Source organism: Pseudomonas sp. M5A4_2d (assembly GCF_053345295.1).
Genome location: NZ_JBKEZW010000001.1, coordinates 678,914 through 702,101 on the forward strand (window position 1 = coordinate 678,914; position 23,188 = coordinate 702,101).

General features: G+C 61.1%; 17 protein-coding genes and 4 tRNA genes. 19 read left to right on the forward strand and 2 right to left on the reverse strand.

Annotated features, from left to right (window positions below; all coding sequences use genetic code 11):
• The first annotated feature begins 112 nt into the window (after positions 1–112).
• The 10 genes from uvrB (at position 113) to ACLBW8_RS03185 (ending at position 7,643) form a co-directional block, all read left to right on the forward strand.
• Entirely contained in the window at positions 113–2,128 is a 2,016-nt protein-coding gene (gene uvrB, locus ACLBW8_RS03140) for an excinuclease ABC subunit UvrB (RefSeq protein ID WP_064453261.1), read from the forward strand.
• 207 nt (positions 2,129–2,335) lie between these two features.
• Positions 2,336–3,817 (forward strand): glutamate--tRNA ligase, encoded by a 1,482-nt coding sequence (gltX, locus tag ACLBW8_RS03145; protein ID WP_064453260.1) that lies wholly within the window; start codon positions 2,336–2,338, stop codon positions 3,815–3,817.
• A 147-nt stretch (positions 3,818–3,964) separates the two neighbouring features.
• Positions 3,965–4,040 (forward strand) — tRNA-Ala (locus tag ACLBW8_RS03150).
• 77 nt (positions 4,041–4,117) lie between these two features.
• Positions 4,118–4,193: transfer RNA gene (locus ACLBW8_RS03155), tRNA-Glu, on the forward strand.
• A 50-nt stretch (positions 4,194–4,243) separates the two neighbouring features.
• Positions 4,244–4,319: transfer RNA gene (locus tag ACLBW8_RS03160), tRNA-Ala, on the forward strand.
• A gap of 79 nt (positions 4,320–4,398) precedes the next feature.
• A tRNA-Glu gene (locus ACLBW8_RS03165) sits at positions 4,399–4,474 on the forward strand.
• A 287-nt stretch (positions 4,475–4,761) separates the two neighbouring features.
• Positions 4,762–5,301, forward strand: coding sequence for a TetR/AcrR family transcriptional regulator (locus tag ACLBW8_RS03170; protein WP_447804553.1), 540 nt, complete (start codon positions 4,762–4,764; stop codon positions 5,299–5,301).
• A gap of 16 nt (positions 5,302–5,317) precedes the next feature.
• Positions 5,318–6,151 (forward strand): alpha/beta hydrolase, encoded by an 834-nt coding sequence (locus ACLBW8_RS03175; protein WP_447804554.1) that lies wholly within the window; start codon positions 5,318–5,320, stop codon positions 6,149–6,151.
• Positions 6,152–6,190: 39 nt separating this feature from the next.
• Positions 6,191–6,625 (forward strand): acyl-CoA thioesterase, encoded by a 435-nt coding sequence (locus ACLBW8_RS03180; protein ID WP_016970944.1) that lies wholly within the window; start codon positions 6,191–6,193, stop codon positions 6,623–6,625.
• 55 nt (positions 6,626–6,680) lie between these two features.
• The gene (locus ACLBW8_RS03185; protein WP_447804555.1) at positions 6,681–7,643 is read left to right on the forward strand and encodes a tRNA dihydrouridine synthase; all 963 of its coding nucleotides are present in this window, start codon (positions 6,681–6,683) and stop codon (positions 7,641–7,643) included.
• Between the two features lie 45 nt (positions 7,644–7,688).
• Here ACLBW8_RS03185 and ACLBW8_RS03190 read toward each other — a convergent pair whose 3' ends face one another.
• Positions 7,689–10,967 carry a sensor domain-containing protein gene (locus ACLBW8_RS03190; protein ID WP_447804556.1) on the reverse strand — a complete coding sequence of 1,093 codons (3,279 nt, stop codon included), beginning with the start codon at positions 10,965–10,967 and terminating at the stop codon, positions 7,689–7,691.
• A 66-nt stretch (positions 10,968–11,033) separates the two neighbouring features.
• Complete coding sequence (locus ACLBW8_RS03195; RefSeq protein ID WP_064453255.1) at positions 11,034–11,924, reverse strand: LysR family transcriptional regulator; 891 nt, start codon at positions 11,922–11,924, stop codon at positions 11,034–11,036.
• 147 nt (positions 11,925–12,071) lie between these two features.
• Here ACLBW8_RS03195 and leuC point away from each other — a divergent pair, with 147 nt between their 5' ends.
• From leuC to ACLBW8_RS03240, 9 genes are all read left to right on the forward strand, one after another.
• The gene (leuC, locus tag ACLBW8_RS03200) at positions 12,072–13,490 is read left to right on the forward strand and encodes a 3-isopropylmalate dehydratase large subunit (RefSeq protein WP_064453254.1); all 1,419 of its coding nucleotides are present in this window, start codon (positions 12,072–12,074) and stop codon (positions 13,488–13,490) included.
• A gap of 10 nt (positions 13,491–13,500) precedes the next feature.
• Positions 13,501–14,145: a 3-isopropylmalate dehydratase small subunit gene (leuD, locus tag ACLBW8_RS03205; RefSeq protein ID WP_447804557.1), complete on the forward strand. Its 645-nt coding sequence runs from the start codon at positions 13,501–13,503 to the stop codon at positions 14,143–14,145.
• Between the two features lie 147 nt (positions 14,146–14,292).
• Positions 14,293–15,057, forward strand: coding sequence for a class I SAM-dependent methyltransferase (locus ACLBW8_RS03210; protein ID WP_447804558.1), 765 nt, complete (start codon positions 14,293–14,295; stop codon positions 15,055–15,057).
• Between the two features lie 52 nt (positions 15,058–15,109).
• Positions 15,110–16,192: a 3-isopropylmalate dehydrogenase gene (gene leuB / locus ACLBW8_RS03215; protein WP_447804559.1), complete on the forward strand. Its 1,083-nt coding sequence runs from the start codon at positions 15,110–15,112 to the stop codon at positions 16,190–16,192.
• A gap of 64 nt (positions 16,193–16,256) precedes the next feature.
• Positions 16,257–17,369, forward strand: coding sequence for an aspartate-semialdehyde dehydrogenase (gene asd / locus ACLBW8_RS03220; RefSeq protein ID WP_053257089.1), 1,113 nt, complete (start codon positions 16,257–16,259; stop codon positions 17,367–17,369).
• A 250-nt stretch (positions 17,370–17,619) separates the two neighbouring features.
• On the forward strand, positions 17,620–18,630 hold the full coding sequence (locus tag ACLBW8_RS03225) for an aspartate-semialdehyde dehydrogenase (protein ID WP_447804560.1): 1,011 nt from the start codon (positions 17,620–17,622) through the stop codon (positions 18,628–18,630).
• A gap of 161 nt (positions 18,631–18,791) precedes the next feature.
• Complete coding sequence (locus ACLBW8_RS03230; protein WP_447804561.1) at positions 18,792–21,374, forward strand: FimV/HubP family polar landmark protein; 2,583 nt, start codon at positions 18,792–18,794, stop codon at positions 21,372–21,374.
• Between the two features lie 233 nt (positions 21,375–21,607).
• Complete coding sequence (gene truA / locus ACLBW8_RS03235) at positions 21,608–22,432, forward strand: tRNA pseudouridine(38-40) synthase TruA (protein ID WP_064453248.1); 825 nt, start codon at positions 21,608–21,610, stop codon at positions 22,430–22,432.
• A gap of 63 nt (positions 22,433–22,495) precedes the next feature.
• Positions 22,496–23,128, forward strand: coding sequence for a phosphoribosylanthranilate isomerase (locus tag ACLBW8_RS03240; protein ID WP_447804562.1), 633 nt, complete (start codon positions 22,496–22,498; stop codon positions 23,126–23,128).
• Positions 23,129–23,188 lie beyond the last annotated feature (60 nt).

The following is a 23,188-nucleotide window of genomic DNA, read 5'->3' on the forward strand; positions in this document are numbered from 1 at the left end:
ACTTCTACAGCTATCATGGTTTTTTCCTGCAACCTGCGATGACTATTCGCGGGTTGCTGAGCTATTTCGTCCCTGGCGGTATTGAGTCTGGGGTGACTTCACGAGGTACGTTATGTCGGATTTCCAGCTCGTCACCCGTTTTGAACCCGCCGGCGACCAACCCGAAGCCATTCGCCTGATGGTTGAAGGCATCGAAGCCGGCCTGGCGCACCAGACGCTGCTCGGGGTGACCGGTTCAGGCAAGACCTTCAGCATCGCCAACGTGATTGCGCAGACCAATCGGCCCACCTTGGTGCTGGCGCCGAACAAGACCCTGGCCGCGCAGCTCTACGGCGAGTTCAAGGCGTTTTTCCCGAACAACGCAGTGGAATACTTCGTTTCCTACTACGACTACTACCAGCCCGAAGCGTATGTGCCGTCCTCCGATACCTTTATCGAGAAGGATGCGTCGATCAACGACCACATCGAGCAGATGCGGCTGTCGGCGACCAAGGCGCTGCTGGAGCGCAAGGACGCGATCATCGTCACCACGGTGTCGTGCATCTACGGCCTGGGCAGCCCGGAAGCTTATTTGAAGATGGTGTTGCACGTTGATCGGGGCGACAAACTCGACCAGCGCGAGCTGCTGCGGCGCCTGACGAGCTTGCAATACACCCGCAACGACATGGACTTTGCCCGCGCCACCTTCCGCGTACGCGGTGATGTGATCGACATCTACCCGGCGGAGTCCGACCTGGAAGCGATCCGCATTGAGCTGTTCGACGATGAAGTGGAGAGCCTGTCGGCCTTCGACCCGTTGACTGGCGAGGTGATCCGCAAGCTGCCGCGCTTCACCTTCTACCCGAAAAGCCACTATGTGACCCCGCGCGAAACCCTGATGGGCGCCATCGAGGGTATCAAGGTCGAGTTGGCCGAGCGCCTGGAATACCTGCGTGCCAACAACAAGCTGGTGGAAGCCCAGCGCCTGGAGCAGCGCACTCGGTTTGACCTGGAGATGATCCTCGAGCTGGGTTACTGCAACGGCATCGAAAACTACTCGCGCTACCTCTCGGGGCGCGAATCCGGGCAGGCGCCGCCGACCCTGTTTGATTACCTGCCGGACGACGCCTTGCTGGTGATCGACGAGTCCCACGTCAGCGTGCCGCAGGTGGGGGCGATGTACAAAGGTGACCGTTCGCGTAAGGAAACCTTGGTGGAATATGGCTTCCGCCTGCCTTCGGCGCTGGATAACCGGCCGATGCGTTTTGACGAGTTTGAAAGCATCAGCCCGCAGACGATCTTTGTCTCGGCCACGCCGGGTAACTACGAAGCCGAGCATGCGGGGCGCGTGATTGAGCAACTGGTGCGCCCGACCGGCCTGGTGGACCCGCAAATCGAGATCCGCCCGGCGCTGACCCAGGTCGATGACTTGCTCTCGGAGATCACCAAACGCGTGGCCCTGGAAGAGCGGGTGCTGGTCACCACGCTGACCAAGCGCATGTCCGAAGACTTGACCGACTACCTGGCCGACCACGGCGTGCGCGTGCGCTATTTGCACTCGGACATCGACACCGTGGAGCGCGTCGAGATTATCCGCGACCTGCGCCTGGGCACCTTTGACGTGCTGGTGGGGATCAACCTGCTGCGTGAAGGCCTGGACATGCCGGAAGTGTCGCTGGTGGCAATCCTCGATGCCGACAAGGAAGGCTTCCTGCGTTCCGAGCGCTCGTTGATCCAGACCATCGGCCGTGCGGCGCGCAACCTCAATGGCCGGGCGATCCTCTACGCGGATCGCATCACCGGCTCCATGGAGCGGGCAATTGGCGAGACCGAGCGCCGCCGTGACAAGCAGATTGCCTTCAACCTGGAGAATGGCATCATCCCGAGAGGCGTGTTCAAGGACGTCGCCGACATCATGGAAGGCGCCACCGTGCCCGGTTCGCGCAGCAAGAAGCGCAAGGGTATGGCCAAGGCTGCCGAAGAAAGCGCCAAGTACGAAAACGAACTGCGCTCGCCGAGTGAGATCACCAAGCGTATCCGGCAGTTGGAAGAGAAGATGTACCAGCTGGCGCGGGATCTTGAGTTCGAAGCGGCCGCGCAGACGCGGGATGAGATCGGCAAGTTGCGGGAGCGGTTGTTGGCTGTTTGATTTTGCGGTGACAGTGGTGGCCTCATCGCAGGCAAGCCAGCTCCCACATTTTGATAGGTGAATGCATTCAAGTGTGGGAGCTGGCTTGCCTGCGATGGCGGCACCGCGGTCCACCAGAATCACCCACGCTGGAGCCCAACCACCCCAGGCTGTTACCATTCCCCCCTTGTTTGAATTTTCAGTTTTATCGCCCATTCGAGACCTGCCATGACCACCGTCCGCACGCGCATTGCGCCATCGCCTACTGGGGATCCCCACGTCGGTACTGCTTACATCGCCCTGTTCAACTACTGCTTTGCCAAGCAGCACGGCGGTGAATTCATCCTGCGGATCGAAGACACCGATCAAGTGCGTTCGACCCGTGAGTCGGAACAGCAGATTTTCGATGCCCTGCGCTGGTTGGGCATTACCTGGGCGGAAGGCCCGGACGTCGGTGGCCCGCACGGCCCGTATCGCCAAAGCGAGCGCAGCGAGATCTACAAGCAGTACACCCAGCAATTGGTCGACATGGGCCATGCCTTCCCGTGCTTCTGCACCGCCGAAGAGCTGGACCAGATGCGCGCCGAGCAACAGGCCCGTGGCGAAACCCCGCGCTACGACGGCCGCGCGCTGCTGCTCTCGAAAGAAGAAGTGGCCCAGCGCCTGGCTGCCGGCGAGCCTCACGTTATCCGCATGAAAGTACCGAGCGAAGGTGTGTGCGTGGTGCCGGACATGCTGCGCGGTGACGTCGAGATTCCGTGGGACCGCATGGACATGCAGGTGCTGATGAAGACCGACGGCCTGCCGACGTACTTCCTCGCCAACGTGGTCGACGACCACCTGATGGGCATCACCCACGTGCTGCGCGGCGAAGAATGGCTGCCGTCGGCGCCTAAACTGATTCTGCTCTACGAATACTTTGGCTGGGAACAACCGCAGTTGTGCTACATGCCGCTGCTGCGTAACCCGGACAAGAGCAAGCTGTCCAAGCGCAAGAACCCGACGTCGGTGACGTTCTACGAGCGCATGGGCTTCATGCCCGAGGCGATGCTCAACTACCTGGGCCGCATGGGCTGGTCGATGCCGGACGAGCGCGAGAAGTTCTCGCTGCAGGAAATGGTCGATAACTTCGACCTGTCCCGCGTCTCGCTGGGCGGGCCGATCTTCGATATCGAGAAGCTGTCGTGGCTCAATGGCCAGTGGCTGCGTGACCTGCCGGTGGAAGAGTTCGCCAGTCGCGTGCAGCAGTGGGCATTGAATCCCGAGTACATGATGAAGATCGCACCGCTGGTGCAGGGCAGGGTGGAGACGTTCAGCCAGGTCGCACCGTTGGCCAGTTTCTTCTTTGCCGGTGGCGTGAACCCGGATGCCAAGCTTTTTGAATCCAAAAAGCTCTCGGGTGACCAGGTTCGCCAGTTGATGCAGTTGATCCTGTGGAAGCTCGAAAGCCTGCGTCAGTGGGAAAAAGAGGCGATCACCGCGACGATCCAGGCCGTGGTCGAGTCCCTCGAGCTGAAGTTGCGCGATGCCATGCCGCTGATGTTTGCCGCCATTACCGGGCAGGCCAGTTCGGTATCGGTACTCGATGCGATGGAAATTCTCGGTCCGGACCTCACGCGTTTCCGTCTGCGCCAAGCCCTTGATTTGCTTGGGGGTGTGTCGAAGAAAGAAAACAAAGAGTGGGAAAAGTTGCTGGGCGCTATCGGCTAAGCAACGGGTTGTAACGGTCAAACCCCGGTTTTCCGGGGTTTGGGCGGTAAGTGATTGTTATCCCGGCAAAAAATTTTGGAAATTGTTGAAAATAAATTTGACACACTTCCAAACCGCCATTAAGATTCGCCCCGTCCTCACCGATGAGGGGCTATAGCTCAGCTGGGAGAGCGCTTGCATGGCATGCAAGAGGTCAACGGTTCGATCCCGTTTAGCTCCACCAATTTACAGGTTCAAGGTCTGGCCACACCGTCCTTGAATTGATCAGGCCTAGCTTGATCAGGTTGTACAGAAGGTTTTGTCCCCTTCGTCTAGTGGCCTAGGACACCGCCCTTTCACGGCGGTAACAGGGGTTCGAGTCCCCTAGGGGACGCCAGTTTCAACAAGCAGCTCGCAAGGTCTGCTGCGCCGCGAGGCGAAAAATCCGGGGCTATAGCTCAGCTGGGAGAGCGCTTGCATGGCATGCAAGAGGTCAACGGTTCGATCCCGTTTAGCTCCACCAATTTACACGTTCAAGGTTCCGGCCACACCGTCCTTGAACTGATCAGACTCAGCCTGATCACGTTGTATAGAAGGTTTGTGTCCCCTTCGTCTAGTGGCCTAGGACACCGCCCTTTCACGGCGGTAACAGGGGTTCGAGTCCCCTAGGGGACGCCACGATTACCCGCTCTGCGGGATTTTTAAGGGTCATTCAATTATTGAATGGCCCTTTTGTTTGTCTGGCGTTTGGGTTTTTACGCCCCCCAATACCCCGCATCGAATACCCAGTCATTGGCGCGCAAGGCTTCCAGCGAGCTGGCCTCGGCTCGCTGCATCGCGAACGGCTGCGGCAGGTGCTTTATTCCATTGTTTTCATCTGTCCTGCTCGGACCAGCGGTCACGCGGGTGGCTTGCGAAATATTATTATGGTAATAATATTTAACCCATGAGCGACGGAGGCAACGATGAGCGATAAAAAAGCGCAAACCCGCGAACGCATTTTGCAGGCTGCCAGCGCGGCGTTGATCCAGCGCGGCCCGGCCGAGCCGAGTGTCGGTGAAGTCATGGGGGCGGCCGGGCTCACGGTCGGGGGGTTCTACGCGCACTTTGAAAGCAAGGATGCGCTGATGCTGGAAGCCTTCACGCAGTTGCTGGCCCGGCGCCGTGCCTCCATTGACGATATGGACGCACGACTGACCGGCGAGGAGCGTAGAGGCCTGGTGGCAGCATTCTATCTGTCGCGCAAACACCGCGACTCGACGGACCAGGCCTGCCCGATCCCGGCAACAGTAGGCGAGATGAGCCGCCTGCCGGATGAGTTTCGCCTGGCGCTCAACGAGCATACGGAGTTGATGGCCGCCCAGTTGGCTGCCAGCCCGGAAGACACCGACAAAGCCCTGGCGGATATGGCCCTGATGATCGGCGGCCTGGCGTTGGCGCGGGCCCTTGGCCCGGGCGAATTGTCGGACCGCGTCTTACGCGCTGCCAAGTCGGCGGTGCGTTAAAAAGAGGAATCGCACGGTGGGCGCATTAACCTGGATTCGTGGTTTCAATGGCACTGTCGGTCGCTTGGCGCCGCGCACGGTGGCGAGTAAGTTGCGCCGCGCTTTCATGACGCCTCGCAACCTGCCGCCGCGTGATTGGGAGTTGCCGCTGCTGGCGCAATCGGAGCGCATGACCTTGCGTTTCGGTCTGTCGGCGTTGCGCTGGGGGCAAGGGCCCGCGGTGTTGCTGATGCACGGTTGGGAAGGGCGCCCCACGCAGTTCGCCAGCCTGATCACCGCGCTTGTGGATAACGGTTATTCGGTGGTTGCCCTGGATGGGCCGGCCCATGGCCGTTCGCCTGGGCGTGAAGCGCATGTGCTGCTGTTTGCTCGCGCCATGCTCGAAGCCGCCGCTGAGTTGCCGCCGCTGCATGCAGTGGTGGGGCATTCCATGGGCGGCGCCAGTGCGATGCTGGCGGTTCAGTTGGGGTTGCGTACCGAGGCGTTGGTCAGCATTGCGGCGCCGTCGCGTTTCCTCGATGTGCTACGTGGTTTTGCCGGTAGGGTGGGGTTGCCGGCGCGTGCGCGCGCCGCGTTTATCCGCGAAGTCGAATTGACCTTCGGCATGCCGCTCAAGCACTTGGATGTCGCTCACTACCAGATGAACATTTCGGGGCTGATCGTGCACGCCGAAGACGACACCTTTGTTCCGGTCAAAGCCTCTCAAGCCATTCATGACGCCTGGTTCGACAGCCGTCTACTACGCCTGGAGCAAGGCGGCCACCAGAAAGTGCTGGCCGACCCGCGGGTGATCGACGCTGTACTGACGCTCCTGGCCGGCCGCCGTTTACAGGCGCGGCAAACCGCCTGATACACTGCTCCCGCCGACATTAATCGACTGGAGCAAGGCATGGGCTGGGATTTGGCAACGCCGTTTATCATTGATCTGCAGGTCGCCGCTGAAGACATCGACGGCCTGGGGCACGCCAATAACGCGGTGTACGTGTCCTGGCTGGAGCGCTGCGCCTGGCGCCATTCCCAGCGCTTGGGGCTGGACCTCACCGAGTACCGCCGCCTGGACCGCGCCATGGCCGTGGTGCGCCATGAGATCGACTACCTGGCGGCAGGCTATGAGGGCGACGAGTTGCAACTGGCTACCTGGATTGTTGACTGGGACCAACGCCTGAAAATGACCCGCCGCTTCCAACTGGTTCGCCCCCGCGACGGCGCGACCTTGCTGCGGGCGCAAACCACCTTTGTCTGCATCGAGCTGTCCAGCGGCAAGCCCAAGCGCATGCCGGCTGAATTTCTCGACGGCTATGGTCCCGCCCTGACAGGGGGTTAACGGTTACGCTGGGAAACCCAGTAAACTGCGCCACGATTTTTGTTGAGTGTTTTCCATGCAAATTGCTTTGGCGCCCATGGAGGGGTTGGTCGACAACATCCTGCGGGACGTGTTGACCCGCGTGGGCGGTATTGACTGGTGCGTGACCGAATTTATTCGCGTCAACGACCGCCTGCTCACTCCGGCCTATTTCCACAAGCTCGCTCCGGAACTGCTGCACGGTGCCCATACCGCAGCGGGTGTGCCGTTGCGCGTGCAGTTACTGGGTTCCGACCCGGTCTGCCTGGCGGAAAACGCGGCGTTGGCCTGTGAGCTGGGTTCGCAGGTGATCGACCTGAACTTCGGTTGCCCGGCCAAGACCGTCAACAAATCCCGTGGCGGTGCGGTCTTGCTCAAGGAGCCGGAGCTGCTTAACCAGATTGTCGAGCATGTACGCCGAGCAGTGCCCGCGCATATTCCGGTCACCGCCAAGATGCGCCTCGGTTTCGACAGCCCGGACGGTGCGCTGGTGTGCGCCACGGCCCTGGCTGAAGGCGGTGCGGCACATATTGTGGTGCATGCACGGACCAAGGCAGATGGTTACAAACCGCCCGCTCACTGGGAGTGGATCCCGCGCGTGCAGGACGTGGTCAAGGTGCCGGTGTTCGCCAATGGCGATATCTGGAGCGTCGAAGACTGGAAGCGTTGCCGCGAAATCAGCGGGGCCGACGACATCATGCTCGGCCGTGGCCTGGTGGCACGTCCTGACCTGGCGCGGCAGATTGTGGCGGCGAAGGCGGGTGAAGAGGTGGTGGAAATGACCTGGGCAGAAATGCAGCCGATGCTCCACGAGTTCTGGCGCCAATCGGTGGCGCAGTTGACCGAAAAGCAGGCGCCGGGTCGTTTAAAGCAGTGGCTGGCCATGCTGACACGCAATTATCCCGAGGCCGTGGAGCTGTTCACCGCGATGCGTCGGGAAACCGACTTGCAACAGGTCGGTCGTTTGTTGGGCATGCCCGCTCCGGTTGCCGCTGGATAGTTTGACGGCCCCGTATCGACTGATACGGGCCTTGGCGGATATGCCTCACATCAACAAACGCCTGAACCCCTCGATCGGCAACGGCCGGCTGTGCAGGTACCCCTGGTACAAATGGCAGCCCAGCTTTTGCAGGAACGCCAGTTGTTCCGGAGTTTCCACGCCCTCGGCGATCACGTCCAGGTTCAGGCTACGGGCCATGGCCACAATGGCGCGGATGATTTCTGCATCGTTGGGGTCATGGGTGGCGTCGCGCACAAAGGACTGGTCGATCTTCAGCGCATCCACCGGCAGGCGCTTGAGGTAGGTCAACGACGAATAGCCGGTGCCGAAGTCATCCATCGCAAAGCTCACGCCAAGCTTTTTCAGGCGGCGCATCTTGGCCACGGTATCGTCCAGGTTCTGGATCACGATGCCTTCGGTGATTTCCAGTTTGAGCAGGCTGTGGGGCAGATGGTACTGCTTGAGGCTGTGCTCCACCCGCTCCACAAAGTCGTTCTGGCGAAACTGTCGGGGGCTGATGTTCACGCACAGGCTGAAATTCAGTGGGTCCACCAGCCCATCGGCAATCAGTTGCGCAAATGCGCCGCAGGCTTGATCGAGAATCCAGGTGCCGACTTCCAGGATCAAGCCGCTGTCTTCCAGGACCTTGATGAATTCGGACGGTGACTGCGCACCCAGCTGCGGATGTTGCCAGCGCACCAGCGCCTCGGCGCCGACGATTTTGTTACCGCGCGCATCCACTTGGGGCTGGTAATGCACGCTGAACTCTCCGCGTGACAGGGCCAGGCGCAGGTCGGTTTCCATGCGCAGGCGCTCGCTGGCGGTTTTCTGCATGCTGTTGTGGAACATTTGTATGGTGTTGCGCCCCGAGTCCTTGGCGCGATACAGGGCAATGTCGGCGCGTTTAAGCAGGTCGGCCGGCGTGGAGCCATGGTCGGGAATCAGCGCCACGCCAATACTGGGCGTGACCTGCAAGCGGTGCCCATCGAGGAACATCGGCTCCGAGAGCAATTCGCGCAGGGTGTCGGCCAGCTCCTGCACTTGGGCGCTGACTTGCGCCCGCGTACCCTCCAGGCCACTGAGCAGTACCACAAATTCATCCCCGCCCAGGCGCGCTACCGTGTCCTCCATGCGCACGCTGGCTTCCAGGCGCGCGGTGACGATTTTCAGCACGGTGTCGCCCACCGGGTGGCCGAGGGAATCGTTGATGTGCTTGAAGTGGTCGAGGTCGAGGAACAGCAACGCGCCGCGCAGGTTGTGGCGCTTGAGCAGGGCGATCTGCTGGCTCAGGCGGTCCATCAGTAATGCGCGATTGGGCAGGTTGGTCAGCGGGTCGTGATAGGCCAGGTGACGAATCTGCGCCTGGGCGTTTTTCAGCAGGCTCACGTCCCGCGCGGTCAGCAGCAGGCACGGCATTTCATTCAGTGTGATCGGTTCTACCGAAACCTCGACGGCCAACAACTCGCCAAGTTTGTTGTGCCAAAGCATTTCCAGGTGATGGATACGACCTTTGATCTGCAGTTCGGCCAACAGCGCAGCACGCTGGTTTTCATCGGCCCAGATGCCAATCTGGTAAAGCGTGAGGCCAATAGCTTCTTCGGCGCGATAGCCGGTGAGGCGGCAAAAGCCGTCGTTGACTTCGACATAGCGGCCAGTGTCACGTTCGGTAATGGAAATGGCGTCGGGACTGGAATGGAAAGCCTTGGCGAATTTTTCTTCACTGGCCTTTAACGCGGCCTCCGAGCGTTGTTGCTGGGTGATATCGCGCAGGGTAGTGACGATACAGGATTGGGCTCCGACCGTGATCAGCCGGCTGGAGATCATGCAGGTCAAGCTTTGGCCATTCTTGTGGTGCACCACGATGGCCACATTGCTCAGCGCCTGCTCGCGGATCACCCGTTCGATACGCTGCAAGCGCTTGCTCGATTCATCCCACAGGCCAATCTGCTCAGCGCTTTTGTCGATGACCTCGGCAACTGTCCAGCCAAAGGTCTGGGTGAAGGCGGGGTTGATTTCGATAAAGGCGCCACTGTCCAGGCCTGTGACGCAGATTGGGTCGGGGCTGGCCTGGAACAGGCTGGCGAATTTTTCTTCGGATGCGGTGATGCGTTGTTCGCGCTCCACCTGGTCGGTGATATCGAGCAAGGTGCCGGCCATGCGCAGCGGTTTGCCGGATTCGTCGCGATAGAGGCGTGCCCGGCTTTCCAGGTAGCGAGGGCTGCCGTCCTCCGTCAACACGCGGTAGGTCAACTGATAGTTGCCGTCCTGGCCTTCACGCAAGCTGCGATAGGCATTGCGCATGCCTTCGCGGTCGTCATCCGACATGCCATCAAAAAACGCATCGAACGACTCGTGGAAGGGTTCGGGCGGCAGCCCGTGCAATTGGGCGGCGCGGGCCGAGCCGTAGAGCATACCGGTGGGGATGTGCCAGTCCCAGGTGCCCAGTTGCGCTGAATCCAGGGCGAGGTCGAGGCGCTCCTGGCTGTCCTTGAGGGCTTGCTCGGCGTTTTTGCGCTCGGTGGTGTCGAGAAAGGTGCTGATCAGGTAAGCCTCGCCCTCCAGCTCGACTTTCTGCGCGCTGAGGGTGCCATCGTGGATCTGGCCGTTGCTGGCGCAGAACTGCACCTCCATGGTGATGGGTTCGCCCTTGCGCTGCGTGGCCTTGACCAGCAGCGCACGTTGTTCAGGCTGTCGCCACAGGCCAAGGTCCAGCGTGGTGCGGCCGATCGCGTGGGCCACGGGCCAACCGAAGTGTATCTCGAAATACTGGTTGGCTTCGCTGATCAGACCGTCGGATTGACGGGTCAGCAGGACCATGTTGGGGCACAGGTGAAACAGCGTGGCGAAGCGTTTTTCGGACTGCATGAGGGCGCGCTCGCGCTCGCGCTGGCGGGTGGTCTCGCGGATCACGCCGATCATGCGGCGCCGACCGGCCTTGTCCGGCATCAGGCTGCCATTGATTTCCAGCCAGTGATCGCTGCCATCCGGCCACTGTATATGGTGGTGCATGGCCTGCTCGAACGGCTCTCCCGCCAGCACCGCATGAAAGGCGCGCACGACCCGCTCACGATCCTGCGGGGCGAGAAGGTCGAGGTATTCCAGGTCCTTGGGCAAAGGTTGCCGGGGATCGTAGCCGAACAGCGCCTGAGTGCCCCTTGACCAGCTGATTCTGCCGGTGTCGATTTCCCAGCTCCACGCGCCCAGCCGGGCAGCATTGAGGGCTGCCAGCAATTGCGGGGCATTGTCCCAGCTTTGTTCCGCCTCTTGAGGGTCCAGGGCGTAAATGCGGGGCAGGGGCGGCACTGAGTCGACGGGGTTGCGCATTATCAAAGGGCCTTGGCTCAATGGGCGGTCGGCGCGGCGTGTTTCAGACCTTGGGGTCGCACAGCTTCATGCCGGTATCCCTGGCAGATCGACCTGTGCATCCAATAGGCTCATGAAAGCCCGCGCAGCGTTCGACAGCGTCCTTTCGGTGTGCACGATATAGCCTAGCTGGCGACTGAGCTGTATGCCCGGTAAAGCGATGCTTGCCACCTGATCATCGAGCATGGTGCGCGGCAAAACGCTCCAGGCCAGGCCGATAGACACCATCATCTTGATCGTTTCCAGATAGTTAGTGCTCATCGCGATGTTCGGCGTCAGGCCCTGAGCCTCGAATAGACGGCTGACGATGTGGTGGGTAAAGGTGTTGCCGCCCGGAAACACCGCCGGGTGCCTGGCAATATCGGCCAGATTGACAGTGCCGTTGCCGGTCAAGCTGTGCTCCGGTGCCACCACGAAATCCAGGGGGTCATCCCACACCGGGGTGGCGCGGACTAAATTGTGCGGATCAGGCGCCAGGGTAATGACCGCCACTTCAGCGCGGCCATGCAGAATCTCTTCGTAGGCCACTTCCGAATCGAGGAACTGAATATCCAGCGCCACGTTGGGGTACTGGCGGGTAAAGGTGCGCAGGATCGGTGGCAGGCGGTGCAGGCCGATATGGTGGCTGGTGGCCAGGGTCAGCCGACCGCTGACTTCGCCGGTCAGGTTGGTGAGGGCGCGGCGCGTATCGTCCAGCACGTTGAGAATCTGATAGGCACGCGGCAGCAAAGCCCGCCCGGCCTCGGTCAGGCCGACTTCACGGCCCAGGCGATCGAACAGGCGCACCTTTAATTGTTGTTCCAGGCCGGCAATGCGCTTGCTGATGGCCGGCTGGGTCAGGTGCAGGCGTTCACCGGCGCCGGAGAAGCTGCCGGTTTCGGCGATGGCAATAAAAGCGTTGAGGTTGGCCAAGTCCATTGTGGTATTCCAATTGGTAATCCAAAGCATAAAAAATATGAATTTGAGTTATTTAATGTAGCGCCATACCATCAGCCTCACAAGCCAAAGGGTTATTGAATGTCTCAAGGCCCGGGGCATAGAAAGACCGATGATGAGGACCGACTGATGGCCGGCAAAACGCTTTACGACAAGCTTTGGGATTCCCATGAAGTGAAACGGCGCGACGATGGCTCGTCGCTGATCTATATCGACCGTCACATCATCCATGAAGTGACCTCGCCCCAAGCGTTCGAAGGCCTGCGGCTGGCCGGGCGCAAGCCTTGGCGCGTCGACTCGATCATCGCCACCCCGGACCACAACGTACCGACGACCCCTGAGCGCAAGGGCGGCATCGACGCGATCGTCGACACCGTGTCGCGCCTTCAGGTGCAGACCCTCGACGATTACTGCGACGAATATGGCATCACCGAATTCAAGATGAATGACGTGCGCCAAGGCATCGTTCACGTGATCGGCCCGGAGCAGGGCGCGACGTTGCCCGGCATGACTGTGGTCTGCGGCGACTCCCACACCTCTACTCACGGTGCGTTCGGCGCGTTGGCCCATGGCATCGGCACATCCGAGGTGGAACATGTGTTCGCCACCCAGTGCCTGGTCGCCAAAAAAATGAAGAACATGTTGGTCCTGGTCGAAGGCACATTGCCCTTTGGCGTGACTGCCAAGGACATCGTGCTCGCTGTGATCGGCAAGATCGGCACCGCCGGTGGTAACGGCCATGCCATCGAGTTCGCCGGCAGCGCGATTCGCGACCTCTCCATTGAAGGCCGCATGACCATCTGCAACATGTCCATCGAAGCCGGTGCCCGCGTGGGCATGGTGGCGGCGGACGAAAAGACCGTTGAATACGTCAAGGGCCGTCCGTTCGCACCGAAAGGCGCCGATTGGGATGCCGCCGTCGAAGCCTGGAAAGACCTGGTCTCCGACGCCGATGCGGTGTTCGACACCGTGGTCGAGCTCGACGCTGCGCAGATCAAGCCGCAAGTCAGCTGGGGCACCTCGCCGGAAATGGTCCTGGCCGTCGACCAGCACGTGCCGGACCCGGCTAAAGAGGCCGACCTGGTCAAGCGCGGTTCCATCGAGCGCGCCTTGAAATACATGGGCTTGAAAGCCAACCAGGCGATTACCGACATCCAGTTGGACCGCGTGTTTATCGGTTCCTGCACCAACTCGCGGATCGAAGACCTGCGCGCCGCAGCGGTGATCGCCAAAGGCCGTAAAGTCGCTTCGACCATCAAACAAGCCATCGTGGTGCCAGGCTCGGGCCTGGTCAAAGCGCAAGCCGAAGCCGAAGGCCTGGACAAGATCTTCCTCGAGGCCGGTTTTGAATGGCGTGAGCCGGGCTGCTCGATGTGCCTGGCGATGAACCCGGACCGTTTGGAATCGGGCGAGCATTGCGCGTCCACCTCCAACCGTAACTTCGAAGGGCGTCAGGGCGCCGGTGGGCGTACCCACCTGGTCAGCCCGGCCATGGCCGCTGCAGCTGCCGTCAACGGTCGTTTCATCGACGTTCGCGAATTGATCTGAGGAAAACCCGATGAGAGCTTTTACCCAACACACAGGTCTCGTAGCGCCGTTGGACCGTGCCAACGTCGACACCGACCAGATCATCCCCAAGCAGTTCTTGAAGTCGATCAAGCGCACCGGTTTTGGCCCCAACCTGTTCGATGAGTGGCGCTACCTGGACGTGGGCTACGCCTACCAGGACAACTCCAAGCGCCCGCTGAACAAGGACTTTGTGCTCAACGCCGAACGTTATCAAGGCGCCAGCGTGTTGCTGGCCCGCGAGAACTTCGGTTGCGGCTCGAGCCGTGAACACGCGCCGTGGGCCCTGGAAGAATATGGCTTTCGCAGCATCATCGCGCCGAGCTACGCCGACATCTTCTTCAACAACAGCTTCAAGAACGGCTTGCTGCCGATCATCTTGAGCGACGCCGAAGTGGATGAGCTGTTCAAGCAAGTGGAAGCCGATGTGGGCTACCAACTGACCGTCGACCTGGCCGCGCAGACCGTTACGCGCCGGGACGGCAAGGTGTATCACTTCGAAGTCGATGCGTTCCGTAAGCACTGCCTGCTCAATGGCCTGGATGACATCGGCCTGACGTTGCAGGACGGCGATGCGATTGCCGCGTTTGAAACCAAGCACCGGGCCAGCCAGCCCTGGTTGTTTCGCGACGCGTGATTCTATGTAGACCGGACTGGCCCCTTCGCGAGCAAGCCCGCTCCCACATTTGATTGCATTTCAACTGAAGGAACTCGGTTGAATGTGGGAGCGGGCTTGCTCGCGAAGACGGCAGTACAAACAACGCAAGTCTCAAGGAAGCTCACCATGACCAGCACCGCCCACACCCAAGTCGTGCAAAAACAATTCGGCGAGCAAGCCTCGGCCTACCTGAGCAGTGCCGTGCACGCCCAAGGCACCGAATTCGCCGTGCTCCAGGCCGAACTGGCCGGGGCCGGTGCTGCACGACTGCTGGATTTAGGCTGCGGTGCCGGGCATGTGAGTTTCCAAGTGGCGTCGTTGGTAAAAGAAGTGGTGGCCTACGACCTGTCCCAACAAATGCTCGACGTGGTAGCGGCCGCCGCTGTAGATCGCGGCCTGAACAACATCCGCACCGTATGCGGCGCCGCTGAGCACCTGCCATTCGCCGATGGCGAGTTCGACTTCGTGTTCAGCCGTTACTCGGCCCACCACTGGAGCGACCTCGGCCGGGCCTTGCGTGAAGTGCGCCGCGTACTCAAGCCAGGTGGCGTGGCGGCCTTTGTCGACGTCTTGTCACCGGGCAGCCCGCTGTTGGACACTTACCTGCAAACCGTCGAAGTGCTGCGCGACACCAGCCATGTGCGCGATTACTCCGCCGCCGAGTGGATGCGTCAACTCAGCGAGGCCGGCCTGCATGTGCGCACCAGCAGTCGCCAACGCCTGCGCCTGGAATACACCTCCTGGGTCGAGCGCATGCGCACACCACAGGCCTTGCGCACCGCGATCCTTGAGCTGCAGCAGGCGATGGGCCAGGAAGTGCGTGATTACTACGAGATTCAGGCCGACGGCACCTTCAGCACCGACGTGCTGGTGGTTTTTGCCGAACGTTGATTAATTTTCCCGACCTGCCCACGGGCAGGTCGCTTGATGAAATGAGGAACGCATGAGCAAGCAGATTTTGATTCTTCCTGGCGACGGTATTGGTCCGGAAATCATGGCCGAAGCGGTCAAAGTCCTGGAATTGGCCAACACCAAGTACGGCCTGGGCTTCGAACTGAGCCACGACGTGATCGGCGGCGCCGCCATCGACAAGCATGGCGTGCCCTTGGCCGACGAGACGCTGGACCGTGCCCGTGCTGCTGACGCTGTGCTGCTCGGCGCCGTAGGCGGCCCGAAATGGGACAAGATCGAACGTGATATCCGCCCTGAGCGCGGCCTGCTGAAAATTCGCGCGCAACTGGGCCTGTTCGGCAACCTGCGTCCGGCCATCCTCTACCCGCAACTGGCCGACGCGTCGAGCCTCAAGCCGGAAGTGGTGGCGGGCCTGGATATCCTGATCGTGCGCGAGCTGACCGGTGGTATCTATTTCGGCTCGCCGCGTGGCGTGCGCGAGTTGGAGAATGGTGAGCGTCAGGCCTACGACACCCTGCCGTACAGCGAGAGCGAAATCCGCCGTATCGCCCGTGTCGGTTTCGACATGGCCCGCGTGCGCGGCAAAAAGGTCTGCTCCGTCGACAAAGCCAACGTACTGGCCTCCAGCCAACTGTGGCGCGAAATCGTCGAAGAAGTGGCCAAGGACTACCCGGACGTCGAACTGAGCCACATGTACGTCGACAACGCCGCGATGCAGCTGGTGCGTGCGCCGAAGCAGTTCGACGTGATCGTCACCGACAACCTGTTCGGCGACATCCTGTCCGACCAGGCCTCGATGCTCACCGGTTCCATCGGCATGCTGCCGTCGGCGTCCCTGGACACCAACAACAAGGGCATGTACGAGCCCTGCCACGGTTCGGCGCCGGACATCGCAGGGCAGGGCATTGCCAACCCGTTGGCGACCATTTTGTCGGTGTCGATGATGCTGCGTTACAGCTTCAACCTGAGCGACGCGGCCGATGCCATCGAGAAGGCCGTCAGCCTGGTGTTGGACCAAGGTTTGCGCACCGGTGACATTTGGTCACAGGGTTGCACCAAAGTCGGCACGCAAGAAATGGGCGACGCAGTAGTCGCCGCGCTGCGGAATCTGTAATCTCTCGGGCCCGCTTGCAGTTGTTGCTGCAAGGCGGCCCACTTTTTAACAAGGTGTAGTTGCGATGAAACGTGTAGGTCTGATCGGTTGGCGCGGTATGGTCGGTTCCGTGCTCATGCAGCGGATGCTGGAAGAGCAGGATTTCGATCTTATTGAGCCGGTGTTTTTCACCACTTCGAACGTAGGTGGCCAAGGGCCGTCCGTGGGCAAGGATATCGCCCCGCTCAAGGACGCCTACAGCATTGAAGAGCTGAAAACCCTCGATGTGATTCTGACCTGCCAGGGTGGCGACTACACCAGCGAAGTCTTCCCCAAGCTGCGCGAAGCCGGCTGGCAGGGTTACTGGATCGACGCCGCCTCCAGCCTGCGTATGCAGGACGACGCCGTGATCATCCTCGACCCGGTCAACCGCAAGGTCATCGACCAGCAACTGGATGCGGGCACCAAGAACTACGTCGGCGGCAACTGCACCGTCAGCTTGATGCTGATGGGCCTGGGCGGCTTGTTCGAAGCGGGCCTGGTCGAGTGGATGAGCGCCATGACCTATCAGGCGGCGTCCGGTGCGGGTGCGCAGAACATGCGCGAACTGATCAAGCAAATGGGCGCGACCCACGCGGCGGTTGCCGATCAACTGGCCGATCCTGCCAGCGCGATCCTCGACATCGACCGCCGTGTGGCCGAAGCCATGCGCAGCGAGGCCTACCCGACCGAGAACTTCGGTGTGCCATTGGCCGGTAGCCTGATCCCGTGGATCGACAAGGAACTGCCGAACGGCCAGAGCCGCGAAGAGTGGAAAGCCCAGGCCGAAACCAACAAGATTCTGGGCCGCTTCAAGAGCCCGATCCCGGTGGACGGTATCTGCGTGCGTATCGGTGCCATGCGCTGCCACAGCCAGGCGCTGACTATCAAACTGAACAAAGACGTGCCGATCGCCGATATCGAAGGGCTGATCAGCCAGCACAACCCATGGGTCAAGCTGGTGCCGAACAACCGCGAAATCAGCATGCAGGAGCTGAGCCCGACCAAGGTTACCGGCACCCTGAATGTGCCGGTTGGCCGTCTGCGCAAGCTGAACATGGGCACCCAGTACCTGGGCGCTTTCACCGTTGGCGACCAACTGCTGTGGGGCGCGGCCGAGCCACTGCGCCGCATGCTGCGGATTTTGCTGGAGCGGTAATCGCTGCTGGTAAGTAAGAAACCCGCGTTCTGGTGACAGGCGCGGGTTTTTTGTTGTTCTTTAGGGCCCTCATCGCCGGCAAGCCAGCTCCCACACTTGACCGAGTTCCAGCGTTGAAATGCGGTCGAATGTGGGGGCGGGCTTGCTCGCGATGGGGCCAGCAGCCACAGCACAAACCCCCAGGTTAATTGCCTCACCCCCAGCCACCCGGTAAAGTGCCGCTCCCCCCGCAATGCCCGAGGCAGCCCCCATGACCCAGACTTTTGAAATTGCAGTGATCGGCGCTACCGGCACCGTGGGCGAAACCCTGGTGCAGATTCTCGAAGAGCTGGATTTCCCGGTGGGCACCTTGTACCTGCTGGCGGGCAGCAACTCGGCCGGTGCGTCAGTACCGTTTCGCGGCAAAAACGTGCGGGTAAAGGAAGTCGATGAATTCGATTTCAGCAAGGCGCAATTGGCGTTCTTCGCAGCCGGTCCGGCGGTAACCCTGAGTTTCGCCCCGCGCGCCACGGCCGCCGGCTGCTCGGTGATCGATCTGTCCGGCGCGTTGCCGGCCGAGCAGGCACCTCAAGTGGTGCCGGAAGCCAACGCCCATGTGCTGGACGGTCTGAAAAAGCCCTTCCAGCTGGGCAGCCCAAGCCCGTCCGCCACCAACCTGGCGGTAGTCCTCGCGCCGCTGCGCCGTTTGCTGGACATCCAGCGCGTTAGCGTCACCGCCAACCTGGCCGTCTCTGCCCAGGGCCGTGATGCTGTCAGCGAGCTGGCTCGACAAACCGCAGAGCTGCTGAACGTACGCCCGCTGGAGCCCAAGTTCTTCGATCGGCAGATGGCCTTCAACTTGCTGGCACAAGTCGGCACGTCGGACGCCCAAGGTCATACAGCCCTGGAACGACGCCTGGTCCACGAACTGCGTGCGGTACTGGAAACTCCTTTACTGAAGATTTCCGCAACCTGCGTTCAAGCACCGGTGTTTTTTGGCGATAGCCTGACTGTGTCATTGCAATTGGGCGCGGCAGTCGATCTGGCGGTGGTCAACCGTGCACTCGAGGCTGCACCGGGCATTGAGCTGGTCGAAGAGGGCGATTACCCCACGGCCGTGGGCGATGCGGTCGGCCAGGACGTGGTCTACGTGGGTCGAGTACGTGCGGGCGTGGATGACCCGGCGGAACTAAATCTATGGCTGACGTCAGATAACGTACGCAAAGGCGCCGCATTGAATGCCGTGCAACTGGCGCAGTTGTTGATAAAAGGCCTTGCGTAAAAGATACTTGGCGGCAATTTGTAGATTGATTCTAGCCAAGCGCTATGCTTGGTCCCTAGCGGAACAGAAGCGCGTCGGTAACCTATCGGCTCGCCATGCCTTATGGCAGCGGTTACCAACCTTCTCGCAGGCCGGGGAGTGTTCAAACAAAGGATGAGGCTATGGTTCAAGTTCGCAAACTGGTGTTAGCAATAGCGGCCGCCTCGGCGCTGTCCTCCGGTATGGCGCAGGCGCTGCAGCTTGGGGAGATGACCCTCAAGTCGAAGTTGAACCAGCCGTTGTCGGTGGAAATCGAATTGCTTGATGTCGGTGGCCTCACCGCTTCCGAGATTACCCCGGGCCTGGCCTCCGACCAGGCGTTTGTAGACGCAGGCGTTGATCGCCAGGCGTTCCTCAATGACCTGACGTTTACCCCGGTGATCAACCCTAGCGGCCGCAGCGTGGTGCGCGTCACGTCCAGCAAGCCGCTGCCGGATTCCTATGTGCGTTTCCTGCTGCAGGTGCAATGGCCCAATGGCCGCCTGATGCGCGACTACAGTGTGCTGCTCGACCCGGCCAAGTTCGAGCAGTCGGCACCGACGCCGACGCCGGCTGCCAGCGCACCCGCGCCGCGTCTGAGCGCGCCGACCGGCACTGCGCCGACTGTCAGCAAACCCGCTCAGCACACCACGACTTCTCACGACACCCTGTGGGAAATTGCCGCAAAGAACCGTAATGGTGCCTCGGTCCAGCAGACCATGCTGGCTATTCAGGCGCTCAACCCTGACGCCTTTGTCGACGGCAACATCAATCGCCTGAAAACTGGCCATGTCCTGCGCCTGCCGGACCGCCAGCAAGCCTCCGCCTTGGCGCAGCCCAAGGCGATTGCCGAAGTGACCGCGCAAAATGCGGCTTGGCGCCAGGGGCGTCGCACGGCCAATAATCAAGCGGCCGGCAAGCAGCAACTGGACGCGACCAAGCGCGCCCAGGCGGGCAATGCGCCGTCGAGCACCGACGCGAAGGATAACTTGAGCCTGGTCTCTGCCGAATCGGCCAAGAAAGGCGCGAAGGGCAAGGCGGGTGATGGTCGGGCACTGAACGACAAGCTTGCGATGACCCAGGAACAACTGGATACCACTCGCCGCGACAATGCCGAACTGAAAAGCCGCGCGGCGGACCTGCAAAGCCAGTTGGACAAGCTGCAAAAGCTGATTCAACTGAAAAACGATCAACTTGCCAGGTTGCAGGCAGCAAACGGCGCGCCGGCGACTGCGGCGATGCCCGCTCAATTGGCCGGCGAGCCAGCCGCTGCGCCCGCTGCTGTTCCAGCAACGCCCGAAGTTGCGCCTGCTGCGGCTGCACCGACACCGGCTGCACCCGAGCCGATCAAGCCGGATGCCGCGCCTGACACCACCGAAGGTAAATTCAACGATCTGCTGACTAATCCGATCGTCCTGGGTGTGATCGGCGGTGCGGCTGGCTTGCTGGTGTTGTTGCTCCTGTTGTTGTGGGCACGTCATCGCAATGCGCGCCTTGAAGAAGAAAAGCACCTGCGTATGGCGCGGGCTTTGGCCGAAGAACCGCAATTTTCCCCTAGCATTGATCACGACCTGCCACCGGACAGCTTTGAAGGCCTTGAAGTAACGCCGCCGAACGTCAAGTTGGCTGCTGCGCCTGCGCCCGCTGCGGTGGTTGAGCCGGTCGTGGTTGCGCCGACGGTTGCCTCGGTACTCTCACCGCTGGCGGTCGCCGTCGCTCCGGAAAATTCCAGTGATGCGTTGGCGCAAGCTCAATCTCATATCGACCGTGGACACCTTAACCAGGCGGCCGATGTGCTGGAGCAGGCGATCAAGCGCGAGCCCAAGCGAAGCGATCTGCGTTTGAAGTTGATGGAAGTTTACGGCCTGCAGAGCGACAAGGACGGCTTCGTTACCCAGGAGCGTCAACTGGTGGCCAATGGTGAGAACCATGCCCAGGTAGAGCAGCTCAAAAGCCGCTTCCCGGCCATGGCTGTGTTGGCGGCGGGCGTCAGTGCTGCGGTGGCTGCAGCGGCCCTGGACGCCCAATACGTCAAGAACCTGATGGAAGACAAACCCGCTGCTCCGGCCCCGGAGCCTGAGGCGTTCGACACGGATTTCGACCTGAGCCTGGACGATCTGGAAGCCGCTTCACCGGCCGTGGTCAACCCGAAAGACGAGCTGAGCTTCGAGTCTGTGTTGCAACAGCAGACTGAAGCCAAGGCCAGCCCGGACGATTTGTCGGACTTTGATCTGGACCTGCAACTGGAGGCTCCGGCGTCCACGCAGTCGGATGACGACTTCCTTTCCGGTCTTGAAGACCAGATGAAGGATGTCCCGGCCGTTGAGCCGCCGACCCTGACGCCTGCCGCGCTGGACGACTTTGACCTGCCGGAAGATTTCGACCTGTCCCTGGCGGATGAGCCGCAAGCGCCTGCCGCCGGCAAGCCCGAGGTATTCGCCTCGGAGCTCGATGACGTCAACGCTGAACTGGATCGCCTGTCCCAGAGCCTTGAGCATCCGCCGATCGAGCCTTCCTTCAACGCTGAAGAGGCGGCGTTGGGCGGTGATGAGCCGGAATTCGACTTCCTTTCCGGTACCGATGAGGTCGCCACCAAGCTGGACCTGGCCCAGGCCTACATCGACATGGGCGATGCCGACGGCGCGCGGGACATCCTTTCCGAGGTGTTGACCGAGGGTAATGAAAGCCAGCGCGGTGAAGCCAAGGAAATGCTTGGCAAAATCTGAAGGAAGATGCAAATCCAGTGTGGGAGCGGGCTTGCTCGCGAAAGTGGAGTGTCAGTCGATGCATTAGTTGGCTGGCCCACCGCTTTCGCGAGCAAGCCCGCTCCCACATCAGGACTGCGTACGCTCATGCAACAAAAGCGCCCCTCATACGCCTGCCGCCTTTATAATGGGCGCCTTTGCGCAACTCATCGGGCTCTCAGTTCTTGGCAAATATAGATAACGCGGCCGCCGAAATGGCGGCCGCAGGCTTTTACCGCATCGCCCTGGGCGTGGAATACAAAGGTTCGCGCTATCGCGGCTGGCAGCGCCAGGCCTCCGGCGTGTTGACGGTGCAGGAAACCCTGGAAAACGCTTTATCGAAAGTCGCTGACTCGCCGGTGTCGCTGATGTGCGCCGGGCGTACCGACGCGGGTGTGCACGCCTGTGGCCAGGTGGTGCACTTCGATACCCAGGCCGAGCGCACGATGAAGGCGTGGGTGATGGGCGCCAATATCAATTTGCCCCACGACGTCAGCGTCACCTGGGCCAAGGTCATGCCTGCGGATTTTCATGCGCGATTCAAGGCGATTGCCCGGCGCTACCGCTATGTGATCTATAACGATCAGATCCGCCCGGCGCACCTTAATCAGGAAATTACCTGGAACCACCGTCCCCTGGATGCCGAGCGCATGGCCGAGGCTGCACAGCATTTGGTGGGTGTGCATGACTTCAGCGCCTTCCGTGCCGGCCAGTGCCAGGCCAAATCGCCGATCAAGGAAGTCCATCACCTGCGGGTGACCCGCCACGGCAAAATGATCGTGCTGGACATTCGTGCCGGCGCCTTCCTTCACCATATGGTGCGCAACATTGCGGGTGTGCTGATGACCATCGGCACCGGCGAGCGTCCGGTGGAGTGGGCCAGGGAAGTGCTGGAAAGCCGCATCCGCCGCACTGGCGGAGTGACGGCGCATCCGTTCGGCCTGTACCTGGTGGATGTGGAATACCGCGATGAGTTCGAGTTGCCGGATCGCTTCATCGGGCCACACTTCCTCACAGGTTTCAGCGAACTTGGCGGCTGACGCCCGGAAAAGCTTTTGTTACCATCCGGGACTTTCTCGGTCCAACCCTGAGGTTTCTACGACATGTCAGCCGTTCGCAGCAAGATTTGCGGGATTACCCGCATAGAAGACGCGCTGGCGGCAGTCGAGGCGGGCGCGGATGCCATTGGTTTCGTGTTTTATGCCAAAAGCCCGCGGGCGGTGAATGTGTTGCAGGCTCGGGCAATCATTGCCGCGTTGCCGCCGTTCGTGACCACCGTGGGGCTGTTCGTCAACGCCAGTCGCTGCGAACTCAACGAAACCCTGGATGCCGTGCAGCTGGACATGCTGCAATTCCATGGCGATGAAAGCCCCGACGAGTGTGAAAGCTACCAGCGCCCCTATATCAAGGCGCTGCGGGTCAAGGCGGGGGATGACATTGCCGCCGCCTGTGCGGCCTATACTGGTGCTCGCGGGATTCTGTTGGACACCTATGTCGAAGGTGTGCCCGGCGGAACGGGTGAGGCCTTCGACTGGACGCTGATTCCCGAAGGCTTGAAGATGCCGATCATCCTCGCGGGTGGCCTCAACCCGGCCAATGTCGGGGCGGCCATCGAGCAGGTCAGGCCGTACGCGGTGGACGTGAGTGGTGGGGTGGAGCAGGGCAAGGGCATCAAGGATCACCAGAAGATTCGCGCATTCATGCAGGCCGTGCGCAACAGCAGTGGCGCGATGTGACGGCTGGCAGTCTGCCGCCGTCCATAACTACCACTGTGTAGAACAGCACCGGCGCCGCCT